General features: G+C 72.1%; 22 protein-coding genes. 15 read left to right on the forward strand and 7 right to left on the reverse strand.

Annotated elements, in window-relative coordinates:
- Positions 1 to 12 precede the first annotated feature (12 nt).
- Complete coding sequence (locus ABZU74_RS24460; RefSeq protein WP_355428084.1) at positions 13 to 411, forward strand: NUDIX domain-containing protein; 399 nt, start codon at positions 13 to 15, stop codon at positions 409 to 411.
- A gap of 40 nt (positions 412 to 451) precedes the next feature.
- A complete protein-coding gene (locus ABZU74_RS24465) occupies positions 452 to 979 on the forward strand; it encodes a DUF2267 domain-containing protein (RefSeq protein WP_355428087.1) in 528 nt (175 codons plus the stop codon).
- A 306-nt stretch (positions 980 to 1,285) separates the two neighbouring features.
- On the opposite strand, the gene ABZU74_RS24470 is transcribed toward ABZU74_RS24465, so the two are convergent.
- On the reverse strand, positions 1,286 to 2,527 hold the full coding sequence (locus ABZU74_RS24470; protein ID WP_355428090.1) for a hypothetical protein: 1,242 nt from the start codon (positions 2,525 to 2,527) through the stop codon (positions 1,286 to 1,288).
- 26 nt (positions 2,528 to 2,553) lie between these two features.
- The gene (locus ABZU74_RS24475) at positions 2,554 to 3,069 is read right to left on the reverse strand and encodes an NUDIX domain-containing protein (protein WP_355428093.1); all 516 of its coding nucleotides are present in this window, start codon (positions 3,067 to 3,069) and stop codon (positions 2,554 to 2,556) included.
- 50 nt (positions 3,070 to 3,119) lie between these two features.
- On the opposite strand from ABZU74_RS24475, the gene ABZU74_RS24480 reads away from it, so the two are divergent.
- Positions 3,120 to 3,611, forward strand: a complete 492-nt coding sequence (locus ABZU74_RS24480) for a type II toxin-antitoxin system PemK/MazF family toxin (protein ID WP_030336385.1) — start codon at positions 3,120 to 3,122, stop codon at positions 3,609 to 3,611.
- Between the two features lie 60 nt (positions 3,612 to 3,671).
- On the opposite strand, the gene ABZU74_RS24485 is transcribed toward ABZU74_RS24480, so the two are convergent.
- Entirely contained in the window at positions 3,672 to 4,316 is a 645-nt protein-coding gene (locus ABZU74_RS24485) for an NAD(P)H-dependent oxidoreductase (RefSeq protein WP_355428096.1), read from the reverse strand.
- Positions 4,317 to 4,455: 139 nt separating this feature from the next.
- On the opposite strand from ABZU74_RS24485, the gene ABZU74_RS24490 reads away from it, so the two are divergent.
- Positions 4,456 to 5,472 (forward strand): aminoglycoside phosphotransferase family protein, encoded by a 1,017-nt coding sequence (locus ABZU74_RS24490; protein ID WP_355428099.1) that lies wholly within the window; start codon positions 4,456 to 4,458, stop codon positions 5,470 to 5,472.
- Between the two features lie 161 nt (positions 5,473 to 5,633).
- The gene (gene rox / locus ABZU74_RS24495; protein ID WP_355428102.1) at positions 5,634 to 7,061 is read left to right on the forward strand and encodes a rifampin monooxygenase; all 1,428 of its coding nucleotides are present in this window, start codon (positions 5,634 to 5,636) and stop codon (positions 7,059 to 7,061) included.
- A gap of 4 nt (positions 7,062 to 7,065) precedes the next feature.
- On the opposite strand, the gene ABZU74_RS24500 is transcribed toward rox, so the two are convergent.
- Positions 7,066 to 7,716, reverse strand: a complete 651-nt coding sequence (locus ABZU74_RS24500) for a GGDEF domain-containing protein (RefSeq protein WP_355428105.1) — start codon at positions 7,714 to 7,716, stop codon at positions 7,066 to 7,068.
- A 264-nt stretch (positions 7,717 to 7,980) separates the two neighbouring features.
- On the opposite strand from ABZU74_RS24500, the gene ABZU74_RS24505 reads away from it, so the two are divergent.
- From ABZU74_RS24505 to ABZU74_RS24530, 6 genes are all read left to right on the forward strand, one after another.
- Entirely contained in the window at positions 7,981 to 8,220 is a 240-nt protein-coding gene (locus ABZU74_RS24505) for a DUF397 domain-containing protein (protein WP_091406718.1), read from the forward strand.
- A 142-nt stretch (positions 8,221 to 8,362) separates the two neighbouring features.
- On the forward strand, positions 8,363 to 9,250 hold the full coding sequence (locus ABZU74_RS24510; protein ID WP_355428108.1) for a helix-turn-helix transcriptional regulator: 888 nt from the start codon (positions 8,363 to 8,365) through the stop codon (positions 9,248 to 9,250).
- Positions 9,251 to 9,365: 115 nt separating this feature from the next.
- Positions 9,366 to 10,430, forward strand: a complete 1,065-nt coding sequence (locus tag ABZU74_RS24515) for a LacI family DNA-binding transcriptional regulator (RefSeq protein WP_355428111.1) — start codon at positions 9,366 to 9,368, stop codon at positions 10,428 to 10,430.
- A gap of 2 nt (positions 10,431 to 10,432) precedes the next feature.
- On the forward strand, positions 10,433 to 10,636 hold the full coding sequence (locus ABZU74_RS24520; protein ID WP_355428114.1) for a hypothetical protein: 204 nt from the start codon (positions 10,433 to 10,435) through the stop codon (positions 10,634 to 10,636).
- A gap of 98 nt (positions 10,637 to 10,734) precedes the next feature.
- Positions 10,735 to 12,192 (forward strand): serine/threonine-protein kinase, encoded by a 1,458-nt coding sequence (locus tag ABZU74_RS24525; protein ID WP_355428117.1) that lies wholly within the window; start codon positions 10,735 to 10,737, stop codon positions 12,190 to 12,192.
- A 33-nt stretch (positions 12,193 to 12,225) separates the two neighbouring features.
- Complete coding sequence (locus ABZU74_RS24530) at positions 12,226 to 12,867, forward strand: histidine phosphatase family protein (RefSeq protein WP_355428120.1); 642 nt, start codon at positions 12,226 to 12,228, stop codon at positions 12,865 to 12,867.
- Here the strand turns inward: ABZU74_RS24530 and ABZU74_RS24535 are convergent.
- From ABZU74_RS24535 to ABZU74_RS24545, 3 genes are all read right to left on the reverse strand, one after another.
- A complete protein-coding gene (locus tag ABZU74_RS24535; RefSeq protein WP_355428123.1) occupies positions 12,857 to 13,381 on the reverse strand; it encodes a GNAT family N-acetyltransferase in 525 nt (174 codons plus the stop codon). The genes ABZU74_RS24530 and ABZU74_RS24535 overlap by 11 nt on opposite strands.
- A gap of 9 nt (positions 13,382 to 13,390) precedes the next feature.
- Positions 13,391 to 13,891, reverse strand: a complete 501-nt coding sequence (locus tag ABZU74_RS24540; RefSeq protein ID WP_355428126.1) for a DinB family protein — start codon at positions 13,889 to 13,891, stop codon at positions 13,391 to 13,393.
- 102 nt (positions 13,892 to 13,993) lie between these two features.
- On the reverse strand, positions 13,994 to 14,776 hold the full coding sequence (locus ABZU74_RS24545) for a carbon-nitrogen hydrolase family protein (RefSeq protein ID WP_355428129.1): 783 nt from the start codon (positions 14,774 to 14,776) through the stop codon (positions 13,994 to 13,996).
- On the opposite strand from ABZU74_RS24545, the gene ABZU74_RS24550 reads away from it, so the two are divergent.
- From ABZU74_RS24550 to ABZU74_RS24565, 4 genes are all read left to right on the forward strand, one after another.
- On the forward strand, positions 14,775 to 15,557 hold the full coding sequence (locus tag ABZU74_RS24550; RefSeq protein WP_355428132.1) for a DedA family protein: 783 nt from the start codon (positions 14,775 to 14,777) through the stop codon (positions 15,555 to 15,557). The genes ABZU74_RS24545 and ABZU74_RS24550 overlap by 2 nt on opposite strands.
- 119 nt (positions 15,558 to 15,676) lie before the next feature.
- Positions 15,677 to 16,834 (forward strand): histidine kinase, encoded by a 1,158-nt coding sequence (locus ABZU74_RS24555; RefSeq protein ID WP_355428135.1) that lies wholly within the window; start codon positions 15,677 to 15,679, stop codon positions 16,832 to 16,834.
- Positions 16,825 to 17,469 (forward strand): response regulator transcription factor, encoded by a 645-nt coding sequence (locus ABZU74_RS24560; protein ID WP_355428138.1) that lies wholly within the window; start codon positions 16,825 to 16,827, stop codon positions 17,467 to 17,469. Before ABZU74_RS24555 ends, ABZU74_RS24560 begins: the two co-directional genes overlap by 10 nt.
- Before the next feature lie 728 nt (positions 17,470 to 18,197).
- Positions 18,198 to 18,682 (forward strand): hypothetical protein (locus ABZU74_RS24565; protein WP_355428141.1); only part of this gene is annotated, 485 nt, incomplete at its 3' end.

The following is an 18,682-nucleotide window of genomic DNA, read 5'->3' on the forward strand; positions in this document are numbered from 1 at the left end:
GGAGGGAACATCGTGCGCGAGATCGACAAGGTGGCCTGGATCCTCATCGAGGACGATCGGGTGCTGAGCACCCGGTCGGCGGGCAAGGACGTCTGGTACCTGCCGGGTGGGAAGCGCGAGCCCGGCGAGACCGACCTGGAGACCCTGCGCCGGGAGATCGGCGAGGAGTTGAGCGTCGAGGTCGACGTGCCCGGCGCCGTGCACCTGGGCACCTTCACCGCTCAGGCGCACGGGCACGCGACCGGCATCACCGTGCGGATGACCTGCTACCGGGCCGGCTATCGGGGACAGCTGCGGCCGGCCAGTGAGATCGCCGAGATGGCCTGGCTCGGGTACGCGGACCGGCACCGCACCTCGCCCGTCGACCAGATCATCTTCGACCACCTGCTGGCCGAGGGTCTGCTGGCCTAGCGGCAGTTTGTCGCGGCCGGCCAGGGGTAACCGCCCGAGCGTGACCGACGGCGACGCGTTCCCGTACTTCATCGACGCGGTTTCCCAACGGTCCGGGCTGCCGGCAGAGCAGGCCGCCGTGCTGGCCCGCGTCGTGCTGCAGACGTTGGCCGAGCGGGTGACCGGCGGCCCGCCCGACGACCTGGTCGGGCACCTGCCGAACGAGGTCGACGGCTACCTGACCGGCCCGACCCCGGACCCGGCCGGGGCCTCCGGTCCGGACCCGGCCGGGGCTCTCGGCGAGGATGCGGCCGGGGCTCTCGGCCCGGATGCGGCCGGGGCTCTCGGCCCGGATGGTGGCGCCGACGGGTTGACCACCGGGGTGGGCCTGGAGGTTGGCGGGGCTGGCGCGACCCCGGTGGCGGCCGGCCCGACGGAGTTCCTGCGCCGGGTGGAGCAGCGTGCCGGGGTGGACCCCGCCACCGCCCGGGCCGGAACCGGCGCCGTCTTCGCCACCTTGCGGGCGGCGATGACAGTACGGGAGTTCCGGGAGATGGTGGCGCGCCTGCCGCGCAACGGCAGGCCCTGACCTGACCCGACCCGGCCCGACCATGACCAGCGCCGGCCCGGCCCTGGCGCGACCATGACTCGGCCCGACCATGACCAGGCCCGGCCCGGCCCGGCTAGATCCACTCGCGTTTCTTGAAGTTGGGGTGTCCCGGCGCCCGGGATACCCCGATTTCCGTGAACCCGAGTCGATCAATCGGGCCAGCGACCGACCTCGTGTCGGAATTGTCCAGACTGGCCAGGCGCGGCGTGCTGCGGGTGCTCGGTGGATCCTGATCCGTCACCGCCGAGCCGACGTCACCCGCCCACTGCGTGCTCGGGTGGCTGATCAGACGGGTGACTCGGTCAGCTCCTCGGGCTCGGCGACCCAGGCGGAGAAGACCGGCACCCCGTGCCAGGGGCCGGTGCCGCCGTCGGCCCGGGTGTCGGTGGCGACCGCCACCACCGCGTACGGGTGACCGAAGCGCAGTTCAGCGGTGCGGGCCACGCCCTCCGGTGGCAGGCTGGTCAGCCCGAACATGCCGGTCACCGCCGCCGCCTCGAAGCCGTACCTGTCGAAGCGGGCCACCGCCGTCTGCCGTGCCTCGAAGTGCTCCACCGGTAGCGCCAGCGCCGTCCCCAGCGTGGCCGCCACCGCCGGGAAGCCGAGCGCCGGGGCGGTCAGGTCGTGTTCGCTCCGGGCCGACCAGCAGGGGAGGACGGCGCTGTGCCGCTCTTCGCGGCCGTCGCGGGCCGTTGTGCGTACCCGCTCCTCGGTGAGCGTCCACAGCGGAGCCTCGCCGAGGGGCAGGTCGAACAGTGAGCGGCTGCCCGCCGGTTGCGCGCCGTCGGCCGCGCCGGCGCTGAGGTCGTACGCAACGGCCAGCACCTCGGCCGGTGGCACCTGCGGTGCGGCTGCCACCGAGAGGACCACCAGCCCCGCGCCGTCGGTCGTTTGGGCCGGTGCGGTGTGCACGATCACGTCACCGGCACCCTCGGTGGACACGATCGCGCACCGGTGGCCCTGGCTCGGGCTGCGCAGCGCCCGCCGGAGTTGGCCGGCCCACGGGCTGCCAGCGCCGAGCGCGCGTGCGTCGGCGACGTCGAACGGGGTCGCCCAGGACACCCGGGTGGCCAACGCGCTGGCCAGGGCCAGCACCACGTCCGGCCCGACCCGCAGGGGGAACGTCTCGATCAGGCCGAGGGTGTGCTCGCGGGCCCAGGCGTCCAACCCGGCCTGATCGGGCAGTACCCCGACCTCGGTCGTGCCGGGCAGCGTGGCTCGCCACGCCGCCGGCCCGCCGTCGCCCTGCCCCGACCGGTGCCAGAGCGCGGTGGCGGACCCGACCAGCGGGTGCGGCGCGTTCAACAGCGTTCGGGCCACCTCGGCAGCGCTCGGCAGATCGGTGCCCAGGGCCCGCGCCAGCTCCGTGGCTGCTCCCTGCGTGGCGGCCGGCTCGACCGCCGCTGTGGCACCGACCGCGAGCAGCAGCCAGGCACCGAGCGGGGAGGCGACGTGGTGCCGGTCGCCGGCTGTGGCGTGCAGCCGCGCGGCGTACGCGCAGAGCGGCCCGTGCAGATCGGTCCTCATGTCCCCACTCTGCCCGCCGGCCCGGTTCACGACCACAGTTCGAACGGCTCGTCGATCTCCGTGCCGGCGAGGAAGGGGCTGATCAGCCGGGGGAGCTGCCCGGGATAGAACCGTTCCCGACTGGCCACCACCTCCGGCAGCGGCCACCAGCGGAAGTCGAAGTAGTCCTCCCGCTCGTAGTCGAGCCGGTGCGCCTCGTTCACGTCCGGACCGGGACCGGCCAGCCGTACCGCGACGACAACCTCGTCCTGGACGTGCCGCACCTGGCGGTGCAGGAAGCTCGCCCGCCGCCGCCACACCGGCGCGCCCACCTGGTCGACGCTGATCACGATGCCGGTCTCCTCCCGCAGCTCCCGCACCGCCGTGTCGCGATAGGTTTCACCGGGATCCATGCCGCCGCCCGGCAGCTCCCACCAGGTGCCCAGCCGGGCGTGGTCCGGGTCGTGGGTGTGAAACAGCAACACCCGGTCAATGCCGTCGGTGACCACCACCCGCACCGCGCGTCGCTCAAGGATCGGCAGGTCGCGAGGCAGCTCGTTCATCGGGCCAGTCTGTCGTACCGCCCGCATCGGCGGCGGGTAGGCTGCCCGCCGTGGCTGGTCTGTTGAGGAATGTCGCGGCGCGTATCTCTCGGGTCGGTGCGGTGATCCCGTCGCCCCGGCGTACCGGGCCGGCGCCCGCGCAGGTGGCCCGCCGCCGCCAGGTGAGCGCGTTGCAGCGTCGGGAGCTGACCTACGCTCCGGAGCGCGACGGTCAGGCGGACCCGGGCGAGATCGTCTGGACCTGGGTGCCGTACGAGGACGACCCCCGTCAGGGCAAGGACCGGCCGGTGCTGGTCGTCGGGCGGCACAGCCGGACCCTGTTCGGGTTGATGTTGTCCAGCCAGAGCGAGCGGGACGGGCAGCGGCACTGGTTCGCGCTCGGGCCGGGCGAGTGGGACCGCGACAACCGGCCGAGCTGGGTCCGGCTGGACCGGGTGCTCACCATGCGTGAGGACAGCATCCGTCGGGAGGGTGCCGTGTTGGATCGGCCTCGGTTCGACCGGGTCGGGCAGGCGTTGCGCGCCGGCTACGGCTGGCGCTGACCGCCGCCGGGCTGCCCCGGCACAGAGGGCTCCCGACGGTGTTGCCCTTGACGGTCAGATTCAATCGCGGCTCGGGCCAACCGCGGCACCCTTCTCGTCCGGCGGCGGGTACGGCTGGTCGGCGAGGAGCCGGGCCAGGTGTGCGGTGTTGAGCGCCAGTGCCTTCGTGGTGCGGCCGGTGGTGTCGGGCTTGGGGCCGGCGTCGCGGTAGTCCACGGTGTGCAGTGCCTCGCCGACCCAGTAGGTCGCGGCGGCGGCGGCAATGGTGAACCCGACCTCGTTGAGTGCCTGCTGCACCTCGCCGATGGTGTGGTGGGCGCCATCCTCGTTGCCGACCACGGCGACACCGGCGACCTTGCCGTAGGTGAGGAGCCGGCCCTCGGCGTCGGTCTCGGAGAGTTCGGCGTCGAGGCGTTCGAGGACCATCTTGCAGACGCTGGCGGGCTGACCGAGCCAGATGGGCGTGGCGATGATCAGCACCTGGGCCGCCATCAGCTTGGCGCGGATCGCGGGCCAACCGTCGCCGTCGCCCTCGTCGGTGGACACCCCGAAGCGCACGTCGTGATCGACCACCCGGATCATTTCCCCCTCCACGCCCTGCCCGGCCAACTCGGCGAGCACTTCCCGCCCGAGCTGCTCGGCGCTCGACGGGGTCGGCGACGGCTTGAGGGTGCAGTTGAGTACGAGGGCGCGGATGGTCGCCACGTCGGTTCCTCTCGGCGGTGGTGTTCAGCTACAGGTTCCCCCATACCCGGCTAGGACGTCGCAGAACACCCCGGCCGGGTGTGGTGGGAAGCCAGCAAAATCGCTGGGTCGGTGGCCGAGGCGCTGGCATGGTGTCCGGATGGTGTCCGACGTCGCCCGGCAGGTGGCCGAGCAGGTGCGGACGGGCTTCGGGCTGCGGCTTTCCACGATGGAACCGGTCACTTCCGGCGCGGACCAGAATGCCCGGCTGTGGCTGGCTCAGGCCGCCGACGGCGGTCGGTACGCGGTCAAGCTGAGCGGTGGCGGCACCCCGGCCGGCCTGGTGGTGACGGCGTACCTGGCCGAACAGGCGGTGCCGGGCATCGTCGCGCCGCTGCGGGCCGACGACGGAGGGCTGTCGATCGACAATGACGGCCGCCGCCTCTCGGTGGTGCCGTGGGTCTCCGACCAGCGGGCGCTTGACGGCCCGATGACCGGCGCGCACTGGCGCGCGTACGGCGAGGTGCTGGCCGCCGTGCATGCGGTGCCGGTGACCGACGAGCTGAGCCGGTTGCTGCCGGCGGGCGGCGCCGCGTACCCCTCGATCGTGACCGCGACCCGCGCGATGGCCGCGCGGTTGCGCGACCCGGCCAACCTCGTGGACCCGCTGGTCGCTGAGTTGGCCGGGGTGTGGTCCGCGGTGGCCGACCGGCTGGGGGTCCTGGTCGGCGAAGTCGAGCGCCGCGCCGGCGACACGCGCGACCGACCCGGCGCGGACGTCGTCTGCCACGGTGACCCGCACCTGGGCAACCTGCTGCTCGGCGCGGACGGCCAGGTCTGGCTGATCGACTGGGACGACGCGGTGCTCGCCCCGCCCGAGTGCGACCTCATGTTCGTCCTCGGCGGGGTGCTCGCCTTCGCGCCGATCACTGCCGAGCAGCAGCAGGCCGTGCTCGCCGGGTACGGCACGGCCGACGTCGACCCGCTGCGCCTGGCCTGGTTCCTCGCGGTGCGCGCGCTCGACGACCTCAGCGACTGGACCCGTCAGGCGTTGGACCTCGACGCCGCGGCGGCCGACCGGGGCCGGGCGGCGCGGATCGTGCGAGGGCTGGTGTCACCGGTGGGTCTGGTCACCCTTGCCGAGGCGGCGTTGCGCGAGCTTGACGGGCAGCACTGAGCGGTGACCACGTCGTCCACCTCGGGCAAAAAGTAAGGCAAAGAGCGGAAACGCTCCCTGCCACCTCCAACATATATCGCACCGGGGGACTTGCGGCAAGACCCGGAGGGTGCAGCAGAATCTCCAGCCGACGCCCAAATCTGGGAAAATCGGGGGATTCCATGATCGATGTCATCATTGCTGGCGGTGGGCCGACCGGCTTGATGCTGGGCAGCGAGCTGCGGCTGCACGGGTTGCACGCGCTCGTGCTCGAAAAGGAGACCGAGCCGACCAGCTATGTTCGCGCGCTCGGCCTGCACGCACGCAGCATCGAGGTGATGGACCAGCGAGGTCTGTTGGAGCGGTTCCTCGCGCTCGGACAGCAGTACCCGGTCGGGGGCTTCTTCGCCGCGATCCCCAAGCCGTCGCCGGGCGGGCTGGACACCGCGCACGCGTACGTCCTCGGCATCCCGCAGACCATCACCGACCGTCTCCTGCACGAGCACGCCAGCGAGGTGGGAGTCGAGATCCGGCGTGGCAGCGAACTGGTCGGGCTGAGCCAGGACGACCACGGGGTGACCGTGCGGTTGGCCGATGGCGGTCAGTTGCGTGCCCGCTACCTCGTCGGTTGCGACGGTGGCCGCAGCACCGTACGCGGGCTGCTCGGTGTCGGCTTTCCCGGCGAGCCCAGCAGCGTCGAGACCCTGCTCGGCGAAATGGAGGTGGGCGTGCCGCCGGAGAGGGTGGCCGAGGTGGTCACCGAGGTCCGCAAGACCCATCTCCGGTTCGGCCTCGGCCCCCTCGGGGACGGGGTGTACCGCGTCCTCGTCCCCGCCGAGGGCGTGGTCGAGGACCGTACGGTCGCACCGACCATTGAGGACTTCAGACATCAACTGCGGGTGTACGCGGGCACCGACTTTGGCGTCCACTCACCGCGTTGGCTCTCCCGCTTCGGTGACGCCACCCGGCTGGCCGAGCGTTACCGGGTGGGCCGGGTGCTGCTGGCCGGCGACGCGGCGCACATCCACCCGCCGACCGGCGGGCAGGGGCTCAACCTCGGCATCCAGGACGCGTTCAATCTCGGCTGGAAGCTGGCCGCCGACATCAACGGCTGGGCGCCGCACGGGCTGCTGGACAGCTACCACAGCGAACGGCATCCGGTGGCCGCGGACGTGCTGAACAACACCCGGGCGCAGATGCTGCTGCTCTCACCCGAGCCGGGGCCTCGGTCGGTGCGCCAGCTGTTGTCCGAGCTGCTGGACTTCGAGGACGTCAACCGGTACCTGATCGAGAAGATCACCGCGATCGGGGTCCGCTACGACTTCGGCGCGGGTCACCACCTGCTCGGGCGTCACCTGCGCGACGTGAGACTCGAGCGGGGACGCCTCTACGAGCTGATGCGCCGCGGGCGCGGGCTGCTGCTCGACCAGACCGGCCAGCTCTCGGTCGCGGGTTGGGCGGAACGGGTCGACCACGTCATCGATGTCAGCGAGGAGTTGGACGTGCCCGCCGTGTTGCTACGGCCGGACGGCCACGTGGCGTGGGTCGGCGACGACCAGACCGACCTGCTCGGTCAGCTGCCCAGGTGGTTCGGCGCGCCCGTCACCTGAACGGTCAGCGTTCCCCGAGGAACGCGCTGTCGACCAGTTGGCGGGGCGACCGGGCGCCACCGAGGCTCTTCGCCTGGTACATGGCCGCGTCGGCGCGGCTGAGCGCGTCGGTGAGCTGGGCCGGGCCGGTCACCGGGGCGAGCCCGACGGAAGCGGTGACCCGGACGCTGCAACCGCTCAGCCGGATCGGCGCGGCGACGGTCTCGCTGAGCCGGCGGGTGGAGTGCTCGATCCAGCGCCGGTCGACAGTGGGGCTGGAGAGCAGCCCGGCGAACTCGTCGCCGCCGAGGCGTGCGACGAGATTGTCACCGGCGAAGCCGGCGAGCCGTTCGGCAACACTGATCAGCACCTGGTCGCCAGCGGCGTGCCCGTAGCGGTCGTTGATCTGCTTGAAGTCGTCCAGGTCGAGCACCACGGCGATCAGCGGCTGGCCGGCGGCGTCGGTGAGCAGGGCGGCTGCCAGGCGGTAGAAGGCGCGTCGATTGGGCAGCCCGGTGAGCGGGTCGTGGCTTGCTGCGTGCCGTTCGGCGGCCAGCTCGGCCTGGAGGTGGTCGATCTCGGCCTCGGCGCGCACCGCCCGTCGGCGTAGTTGCCAGGAGGAGAGCAGCGCGCCGGCCGCGCAGACGCCGGAGGCGACACTCATCGGATCCGGCACGAACCCTCCCATCGCCGCGACCGCCTCCAGCCTTCGGTTGACGCGGCGCGCCGCGTCAGGCCCAGTTTTGCCTGATCGTTGCCCGTCTGCCGGTAACACAAAGTGAACGGATGGGCACCGATCATGTGCGTTATCATGCTCGCCGTCGGGTGCAGATGCAATAGCAGATGCACGTGCAGAACCGTCCAATGTCGATACCGCACCCCCTCGCCGTTACCGCTCCTCCCACGGCCACCGGCGGGCTCGTAACAGAAAGACGCCCCCATGCAGCAGCCACCCAATGGCGTACCGATCCACCAGTTGCCTCCGCTGAGCTGGCAGAAGAGTCGCCGCAGCAATCCCAGCGGCAACTGCGTCGAACTGGCCGAGCTGCCCGAGGGAGCGGGCATCGCGGTCCGCAACTCACGACACCCGGAGGGGCCGGCGCTGATCTACACGGTGGATGAGATCGCCGCCTTCGTTCTCGGTGCGCGGGACGGCGATTTCGACCATCTGATCAACTGACCGTCCGGGGGTGGGTCGTCCCGGTGACGGGACTTATTCACCGGCGCGGAGGAGTTCACCTCACTGTCGGTCCATGGCATGCTTACACGTCGGCCGGGCCGGGGCGCCCGGCCGTCGTGGGTCGGTGTCCGGAGGTCCGCACGTGACGATGGTTCCCGCCGAGGGCGGCCCGACAACCGGGCCGACCGTGCTGCGCATGCTGCTCGGCGCCCAACTGCGCCGTCTGCGGGAATCCAGCGGGGTGACCCGGGAGGGCGCCGGCTGGGAGATCCGCTCCTCCGAATCCAAGATCAGTCGGATGGAGCTGGGCCGGGTCGGCTTCAAGGAGCGCGACGTCGCCGACCTGTTGACCCTCTACGGCGTCACCGAGGAGCAGGAGCGTGACGCGCTGCTCAAGCTCGCGCGGGACGCGAACAGCCCCGGCTGGTGGCATCGCTACGGCGACGTGTTGCCGTCCTGGTTCCAGTCGTACCTCGGCCTGGAAGCCGCCGCCGCGCTGATCCGCAGCTACGAGGTGCAGTTCGTGCCCGGCCTTCTGCAGACCCGGGAGTACGCCCGGGCGGTCGTGCTGCTCGGTCACGGCGCGGCCGATCCGGGTGAGATCGACAGACGCGTCGCACTGCGGATGCAGCGTCAGCAGTTGCTCCAGCGGGAGAACCCCCCGCAGCTCTGGGCAGTGGTGGACGAGGCGGCGCTGCGCCGGCCCATCGGTGGCGCCGAGGTCATGCGCGGCCAGCTCACCGCGCTCATCGAGGCGACCAAGTCGCCCCACATCCGGCTCCAGGTCATCCCGTTCGCGGCCGGTGGCCACGCCGCCGCCGGGGGCGCGTTCACCATCCTGCGCTTCGGCGACCAGGAGCTCCCGGACATCGTCTACATCGAACAGCTCACCAGCGCCATCTACCTCGACAAGCGCGACGACCTGGATTACTACGCGGTGGCCATGGAGCGGCTCTGCGTCGAGGCCGAGCCGCCGGAGCGTACGGCGGAGATCCTCGGCCGCCTGCTGGACGACACCTACCCCGCCTGACCCCCTCGGTCGCGGGCCCCCGCAGGCGGGACTCTCAGCTCAGGTATTGACCGGCGCCAACCGGCCGGGCTAATCTCTGTATCGATACAGACTGGATCGATACAGAGGGGTGCCGGTGAAGCCAACACTGCAAGCCGTGGCCGACGCCGTCGGCGTCTCCCGCAGCACGGTGTCCAACGCCTACAGCCGTCCCGACCAGCTCTCCGCCGCCCTGCGCGAGCGGATCCTGGACGCCGCCCGGCAACTCGGCTACCCCGGGCCCAACCCCACCGCGCGCTCCCTGCGCCGGGGCTTCGTCGGGTCGATCGGGGTGCTGTTCACCTCGCAACTGTCGTACGCCTTCACCGACCCGTTCGCGGTCCGCTTCCTCGCCGGTGTCGGCGCGGCGGCCGAGCGGCACGGCACCAGCATGCTGCTGGTGCCGCTGGCGCGGGCGGTGACCGACGCCCGCCGGGCGGTGGAGAACGCCGCTGTCGACGGCTTCTGCGTCTACTGCGTCGCCGACGAGGAATGGGCGTTGGACGTGATCCGCGAACGCGGGCTGCCGTTCGTCAGCACGGCCGCCCGGGACAACGCCGATGCCGGCGAACGGTTCGTCGGCATCGACGAGCGGGCCGCCGCGCGCAGTGCGGCCGCGCATGTGGCTGGGCTCGGGCACCGTCGGGTGGCGTTGCTCGCCGACTCGGTGCTGCCCGACGCGCCGGCCGGCCCGCTCACCCTGGCCGGCGTCGACCAGGTGCCGCATCCGACCACCCGAGGTCGGCTCAGCGGGTTCGCCGACGCCTTCGCCGAGGTCGGCGTCGGCTGGGCAGAGCTGACAGTGGTTAACGTCCCCGGCAACAGCCGCCCAGCGGCAGCCGCGGCCATCGCCGGGCTGTTCGATCAACCCGCACCGCCGACCGCCGTACTGGCCGGCTCCGACGTCCTCGCCCTCGGTGTGCTGGACGCCCTGGCCGCGCGGCCGGCGCACGATCGTCCCACCGTCTCGGTGACCGGCTTCGACGACGTTCCCGAGGCCGCCGCGGCCGGCCTCACCACCGTCCGGCAACCGGCCGAGGAGAAGGGCCGAATCGCCGCCGAACTGCTGCTCGACCCGCCCGCGGACGCCGCGGCCGGTCACGTGTTGCTGCCCACCGCACTCGTCGTCCGGAACTCCACCGGACCTGTCCCGAGGAGTTGACCATGGAACTTCCCACCGGATACGTCACCGCGCTCGACGCCATGAACCGGCACGTCAACTCGGCCCGACCGGACGCTCCGGTCCAGGTCGAGCACCCCCGTCGGCCCCTGCTCGCCCCGACCCGGCAGGCCACCGCCCTCGCCCTGCGGCGGCTCGCCGACCGCATCCAGCCGCGACCGCTGCCCGGCGCCCCGCGCTGCTCCTGACCCGAACCAGCCCCATTCCGGTACGCACGGGACGAACAGTGTGGGGCCGGGCACGCAGAGTGGCCGAGCGCGGCGTTGCCAGGCAGACTGGTGAAGCCATGTCACCGCTCATGCCCACTCTCCGCCTCCACGACCGCTACGTACTGCACGAGCGGATCGGTCTCGGTGGCATGTCCGAGGTGTGGCGAGGCGACGACGAGGTGCTCGGGCGGCCGGTCGCGATCAAGGTGCTCGCCGGGCAGTTCGCCACCGACCCACAGCTGCGGGCCACCATCCAACGCGAGGCCCGCGCGGCCGCCCGGCTGACCCACCCACACGTGACCCAGGTGTACGACTACGCCGAGGCGACCCTGGCCGGCGGCGTCGTGGTCCCGTACCTGGTGATGGAGCTGGTCGACGGTCACAACCTGGCTGACCGGATGCGGTCCGGGCCGCTGCCCTGGCCGGAGGCGGTCCGGGTGGCCGGGCAGATCGCCGCAGCGCTGGCCGCCGCGCACCGCATCGGCGTCGTGCACCGCGACGTCAAGCCCGGCAACGTCATGCTCACCGACACCGGCGCCAAGGTGCTCGACTTCGGCATCGCCGCGCTCGGCGGCCTCGACAGCCAGTCCGGCGAACCGCTGATGGGCACCCCCGCCTACTTCGCCCCGGAACGGCTGACCGCCGGCCCGCCCGACCCGGCGAGCGACGTGTACGCCCTCGGCGCGCTGCTCTACCGCACCCTCACCGGGCGGGCGCCACTGCCCGTGCAGAGCTGGGAGGACGCGCTGGAGGTGCACCGGCGGGGCACCCGGGTGCCGCCGCTGCGGGTGCCCGGCCTACCCGACGACATCGCCGAACTGACAGTCGCCTGCCTGGCCGCCAACCCGGCCGACCGGCCGAGCGCCGCGCACCTGGCCCGCCGGTTCGGCGCCGGTCAGCCGATCGAGCCGCCCACCGAGCTGCTGCGCATCCGACCGGCCGCCCACCCGCCCACCCTGATCGACCGGTCGGTGGCCGCCCGCCCCGTCCCGGCGCCCGCCGCGCCGCCCCGACGCCGATCGCGTCGGCCCCTCGCCGCGCTCGTCGCCGCCGTGCTCGCCGTGCTGATCGGCGTCGGTGCCCTGCTCGCGGAGGATCCGCTCGGCAACCCGAGCACCCCCGACCCGGCCGAGGTCGCCGACGCGCCGTCGACCTCCGCCCCGGCCCCCGCGCCCACGACGCACTCGCCGACGCCGGCCGCGCCGCCCTCGCCATCCTCAGCGGCCAGCACCGCGCCACCGGCCGTCGGGCAGCAGATACCGGTCAGCTTCCGGGAGGTGAGCAGCGAGTTCGCCGCCGTCCTGGCCACCGCTGTCGCCCGCGGCGACGTCGACCCGAAGACCGCCGAAGATCTGCGTGACGACCTCGACGACCTCAACCGCCGCACCAGGGACCGCGCCAAGCGCGTCGCCGACCTGCGGGACCACATCGCCGAGTTGGTGCGGCGGGACCGCCTACCAGCGCAGACGGGCGCGAAACTCGACGCTCTGCTCAGCCAGGCCAGCAGCTTCTCCACCGGCCGTTCGGACGACTGATACCCCCGTCGATGCCGCTGGCATGATGTCCCGATGCGGACACGTCTGATCTTCGTGCGACACGGCGAGTCGGTCCACCAGCTCGAAGGAATCGTCGGGGGGCCGCGTGGCTGTCGGGGCCTCACCGCCCTCGGCCACGAGCAGGCCCACGACCTGGCCAACCGGCTCACCCGTGAGGTCGCCGCCGACGGGCCGGTGGCGGTCTACTCGTCCGTGCTGCGCAGAGCCGTCGAGACCGCGCAACCGATCGGCGCGGCGTTGGGCGTCCGGCCCGTGGCCGACTGTGGTCTCTGCACCTGGCACACACCCCCGTACGCCGACGGCCTGCCGACCGCCCTCTTCCGCACCGACCACGCGGTGCCCGGTGGCGGCGTGTTCCGACCGTTCGAGGAGGGCAACGAGAGCTGGGCCGAACTGGTGGTCCGCGTCAGTCGCGCGATCATGGAGATCGCCCACCGGCACCGGAATTCCACTGTGATCCTGGTCGGCCACAGCGAGACCGTCGAGGGCGGCTTCCACGCGCTCGCCGCGCAGCCGGTCTTCCGGGCGTTCGACCTGGACGTGCCCCCGGCCTCGATCACCGAATGGACCACCGACCACGACCCGGGCGGCTGGCCGCCGGCCCGCTGGACGCTGCGTCGCTTCGCCGACACCGGTGGGTGGGCTAGAGCGTGACCCAGTACCGGCGGGCCGGGCCGAGTTCGGTGTCCCGAATTTCCTCCAGGACGCCGCCCTGGCGCTCGATCGTCCTCGCCGAGGCGGCGTTGCCGGCCCCGCAGACGAGCAGCACCCGATTCAACCCGAGCGCCCGCGCCTCAGCGAGGATCCGGCCGAGCGCCCAGCTCGCCAGCCCCCGACGTCGCGCGGACGGTCGGATGCCGTAACCGATCTGGCCGGCAACCCGCAGCAAATAGTCGTCCAGCTCGTGGCGTAACGCGATCCCGCCGAGCACCCGGTCGTCCTCGACGATCCACCGGTACGTGCACCGTCCCCGACCAGCGTCCGGCGGATTCTCCGGGTCGGACTGGTCGGTCAGCCGGGTCACCCAGGCCGCGAACCCGTCGGGCGAGCGCACCTCGTCGGTCGGGCGCAGCCCGAAACCGTCCTCGTGGAGGCCCGGCCCCCACTCGTCGTGCGCCTCCAGCCAGGGGGCATGCAGTCGGACGGTGGGCGCGACCAACTCTGGCATCCGGCGATGCTATTCGCCGGCCAGGATCTGCTCGCGCAGGATCTCCGCGTGCCCGCAGTGCTGGGCAAGCTCGCGCAGCACGTGCAGGTAGACCCAGCGCAGCGGCAGCGGGCCGCGCCGGTTGCCGCGCAGCACGTCGTCCAGGCCCAGCGACGCGGTCGCGCGGCGGGAGACCTCGCACGCCTCGCGGTGCGCTCGCTGGATCGAGGCGATCGTGTCGTCGTCGTCGAGGATGAACGACTCGTCCGGCGTCGCGGGAATGCCGATCTCGGAGCGGGGCCGGCAGGTGACGGCCTCGTCGAACCAGACCTTCTCCACGAACGCGGCGTGCTTCACCAGACCCAGCAGCGTCGTCCGGGACGGCACCAACGACCGGCGCGCCTGCTCCTCGGTCAGCCCGTCCAGGTAGCCGTTGAGCGCCCTGCGGTGCTCGTCGATGAACGCCTCGAACTGCGTTTGGGCTGACTGGCCGACGACACCATCGGCGAAGGTCGGGGGAAAGGAGGTCATTCCCGAAGCATTTCAAGGTCATCGCCGCCGTGCAAACAGCACACCTGTGGAACGACGGCAGCGCGGCGACGCTCGGGGTTGGATGCGACATCTACTGAGCGGTCAGCCGATGCTGACGCTCACCGACTCGCCCGGGTCGGTGCCCGCGCGGGCGTACACCTCGCCGTCCGGCATCCAGACACCCGACCGCCCCGCCGCCTCGGTGTAGCCACCGCCGGTCGACCCGGCGAAACTCGCCACCGCCACCCAGACCCGATGCGCGGTGGCGGCCCGGTGCGCCCGCTGGTCTGTCACGGCGGCGTCGCGGGCCGACTCCAGGACGCCCGCCGCGTACACGTCGATCCCGAGCGCGGCGGTCCGGTCCGCGTGCGCGGCCACGCCGGTGTCCTTGCAGATCGCCAGCCCCACCCGCCAACCGTCCACATCGAGCACTGCCGGCGCGTCGCCGGGCCGGAAGCGACGGGCTTCCGCGTCCCCGAGCCACATCTTCCGGTACGCCACCGTCGCACCGCCGCCGGTCACCGCCAGCATCGCGATGTGGTCGCCCGCGATCGGCGCGCCGACCAGGGCCAACGCGTTCGTCTCGGCGCACGCCTCGACCAGCGGCGCCAACCGCGGATCGTCGACCGACACGGCCGGCGCGTCCAACTCGTACCCGGTAAGTGACAGCTCCGGAAAGACCACCACCCGGGCGCGCGCCGCGCGGACCGCGCCGGCGTGCGCTCGCGCGTTCGCCGCGACATCCAGGGGTACGCACGGCGGCTGCACCACCGCGAGCCGCAGCGGGGTGCGGCTTTCCGCACCCCCACCAGTGTGGTCGACCCGCGCGGCCGGGCGGTCGGCCTCATGGTCGACTCTCAGGATGACTTCGTAACGTGGGCGCATGATTCGAACGTCCCACGCCGTGTTCGCCACCGGAACCCCCGCCGCCGCAGCGGAACCACCGCAGGACGGGATCGTCGGCTACGTCACTGACCTGGTGGAACGGCTCGGCGGGCCGGGCGCCGGCCTGGCGGTGGCGTTGGAGAACCTCTTCCCGCCGATCCCCAGCGAGGTGATCCTGCCGCTGGCCGGCTTCGTCGCCGCGCAGGGACGGATGAGTCTGGTCGGTGCGATCTTCTGGACCACGCTGGGCTCGGTGCTGGGCGCGCTCGCGCTCTACCTGATCGGCGCGGCGCTGGGGCGCGACCGGATGCGCGCCATCGTGTCCCGGCTCCCTCTGGTGAAGCTCAGCGACGTGGACCGGACCGAGGCGTGGTTCCTGCGACACGGTGTGAAGGCTGTCTTCTTCGGCCGGATGATCCCGATCTTCCGGAGCCTGATCTCCATCCCGGCCGGCGTGGAGCGGATGCCGGTGAGCACGTTCCTGCTCTACACCACGCTGGGCAGCCTGATCTGGAACACCACCTTCGTGCTCGCCGGCTACCTGCTGGGCGACAACTGGCACCTCGTCGAGGGCTACGTCGGCACGCTCCAGAAGGTGGTGATCGTGGTCTGCGGGGCGGCGGCCGCCTGGTTCGTCGGGTCCCGCGTGTGGAAAGCCCGTCGCGCCGCGCGGAACCCCGAGCCGACCGAACCCGAGCAGAGCGCACCGAACGCCATTCCCGACCCGGGCGGTCGCGGCACCCTCTACCGGAGCGGATCGTGGGCCTCGGACGAGCGCTGATCAGCCCTCTGGTTTCCTTTGCTCTGCTGCCCTCCATGCGACACCCGGGGTGGCCGGCGGGAACGTCACCCGACGCAGGGCAACACAGCACAGGCTCGGTGCGAAAGGTGGGCGAGGTGGTGGAGGAACGGCGAACCGGCAGGTGGTGGGGACGGCTCCGGCTGCCGGTCGGCGTCGCCGTCGGGATCGCGACGGCCGCCGTCGAGTTCGCCTTCCTCGTCGTCGCGGCCGTCGCCTTCAGCGTGTGTGTGTTCGCGCCCGCGGCCGGCCGTCGGGTTGCTGCCCTGACCGGCAGCTACGGCGGGCGACTGGTGCGGATGGAACATCGCCGCCTCGCCGGGCTGCTCGCCGCGGCGGATCTGCCCGCGCCGAACGCGGTGCCGACCCGACGCCAGGTCGGCTACCTGGCCGCCCGACTGCTACCCGGCACGCTCGGCCTGCTGGCCTACGCCGTGCTCGGCGTCGGCGTGGTGCTGGCTGGGATCGTGCTGCGGGCCGCGGTGCGCGGAGAACTGACAGTGCTCGACGCCCTGTCCCAGATCGCCGTCGGGGCGGTGCTGCTCCTGCTCAACGTCCAGGCCGTCGCCAGCATCGCCGCGCTGGACATCCGACTGGCTCAACGCCTGCTCGGCCCGGGAAGTCGGGCGGAGCTGACCCGGCGGGTCCACGAGCTGACCACCAGTCGAGCCGGGGTCATCGCCGCGGTCGACGCCGAACGGCAGCGCATCGAACGCGACCTGCACGACGGCCTGCAACAGCGGCTGGTCGCCCTCGGCATGCTGCTCGGCCGGGCCCGGCGCACCCGCGACGCCGACCGCACGCACGCGCTGCTCACCCAGGCACACGAGGACGTGCAACGGGCCATCGAGGAATTGCGCGAGGTGGCGTGGCGGGTCTACCCGTCGGCACTTGACGGCAGCGACCTGGGCGAGGTGCTGGCCATCGTCGCCCGCGGCGCCGAGGTGCCGGTGCGGATCCGCTGCGACCTGCCGGTCCGCCCCGAGCGGCACGTCGAGACGGTGCTGTACTTCGTGGCCTGCGAGGCGCTCACCAACGCCGCGAAACACGCCGCCGCTACCCTGGTCACAGTCGATATCGGGGTACGGGATGGGTGGATCCGGATGCGCGTGCACGACGACGGCGTCGGCGGTGCGGAACCGACCGGGCGCGGGTTGTCCGGGCTGGCGCGGCGGGTCGCCGCACTGGACGGCCGGCTGCGGGTGACCAGCCCGGCCGGCGGTCCGACTACCGTGCTGGCCGAGTTGCCGTGCGACTAGTCCTCGCCGAAGACTCGACGCTGCTCCGAGAGGGCCTGACGCGGTTGCTCGCCGACGAGGACCACCAGGTGCTCGCGGCGGTCGGCACCGCCGATGAGCTCGTCGAGGCGGTCGGACGGTCCCGCCCCGACGTGGTCGTCACCGATGTCCGGATGCCGCCCACCCACACCGATGACGGGCTGCGGGCAGCACTGGAGATCCGCCGTCGGTGGCCCGACACCGGAGTCCTCGTGCTCTCCCAGTACGTGGAGCGGCGGTACGCAGGGCGGCTGCTCGCGGACCGCCCCGAGGGGGTCGGCTACCTGCTCAAGGACCGGGTCGCCCAGGTGGACGACTTCCTCGACGCACTCGACCGGGTGGCCGCCGGAGGCACCGCCCTCGACCCGGAGGTGGTCCGACAGGTGGTGGCCGGCTCGGAACGGCCCGACCCGTTCGGTCGGCTCACACCCCGGGAACGGGACGTACTGCACGAGATGGCCCAGGGGCACACGAACCTCGCCATCGCCGAACGGTTGCACGTGTCGCAGAGCGCGGTTGAGAAGCATGTCAACGCCATCTTCGACAAACTCGACCTCGCTCACACCACCGGCTACAGCCGACGAATCCTCGCGGTCCTGCGCTACCTCGGCACCTGACCGGCCCACGACCAATTCGGGGTTGGAGCTGGCTCGGTCGGCTTGATCGACTCGGGTTTCTTGATGTCGGGGTGTCCGGGCGTCCCGGATGCCCCGACTTCCGTGAACCCGAGTCGATCACCCGGGTGGGGGGGCGGTTCGACGCCGCAGGCCGGATGCCGTGTGGGCGGTTTGTCCGCCGTGGGTGCTGGTGGGTGCTGCTGGGTGCTGTGGGTGGTGACCGGGTGCACCGGTGGGCTGGAATCATGGCCGGGGCGGGGTCGTTACATACCCTGACGATCGCAGCACCACCACCCGCCGCCCGGCCCGCACCCGGGCTGGGACGCAGGTCGCGCAGGTTGGAATGCCAGCCTCCGCCGGGTCGTTACCGTCCCCACGAGCGACCGCAGGCGCCGCCTCGATGAGGGTGCCGGCAGATGGGCCAACCCGGAATGACCCCGGGCCCCGGGTCGTTGTGATCCCCACGAACGACCGCAGGGCACCGCCTCGATGAGGGTGCCGGCAGGTGGGCCGCCCCCGGAATGACCCCGGCCCCCCGGTCGTTACACAGGGACCCGGTGCCACGAGCCCCCGCTCGCTAGGTCGCCGACCCCGGACGCCCGCAGGGCGTCACCCCCCAGACTTTTCCCCCTTTTTGTTCGTGCAGCGCCGGACGAGGTGCTCACACCCGTTACTGCCGTTCCCCCCGAGCGGTGTGCGGGTGTCTTACCCCCGAAGGAGCTACCCCCATGAACACGATCTTCCGTAAGAGCATGCTGTCTGTTGCCGGTCTCGCGTTCGCCGGTGGTGTCTTCGCCGGCCCGATCGCCGCCCACGCCAACCCCGTGGACGCCAAGCCCGCCGCCGTTGCGGTGCAGTCCGCGGCGCCGAAGCCGCAGGGCGAGCAGTCCCACATCTCCCTCAACGATGAGCAGACCGCCAACGTCAAGGCGATCATCGCCGCCACGAAGAAGGCCGGTCTGCCGGAGCGGGCCGCGGTGATCTCGATCGCGACGAGCCTGCAGGAGTCGAAGCTGGAGAACCTGGGCCACCTCGGCGACATGAACGACCACGACTCGTTGGGCCTGTTCCAGCAGCGCCCGTCCAGTGGTTGGGGTACGCCGGAGCAGATCACCGACCCCGAGTACTCGACGACCGCGTTCCTCAAGGGTCTGAAGCAGGTCGACGGGTGGCAGGACATGCCCCTGACCGATGCTGCGCAGACGGTGCAGGT

Origin of the sequence: Micromonospora sp. NPDC005171, from assembly GCF_040608575.1 — a bacterium.
GTDB lineage: Bacteria > Actinomycetota > Actinomycetes > Mycobacteriales > Micromonosporaceae > Micromonospora.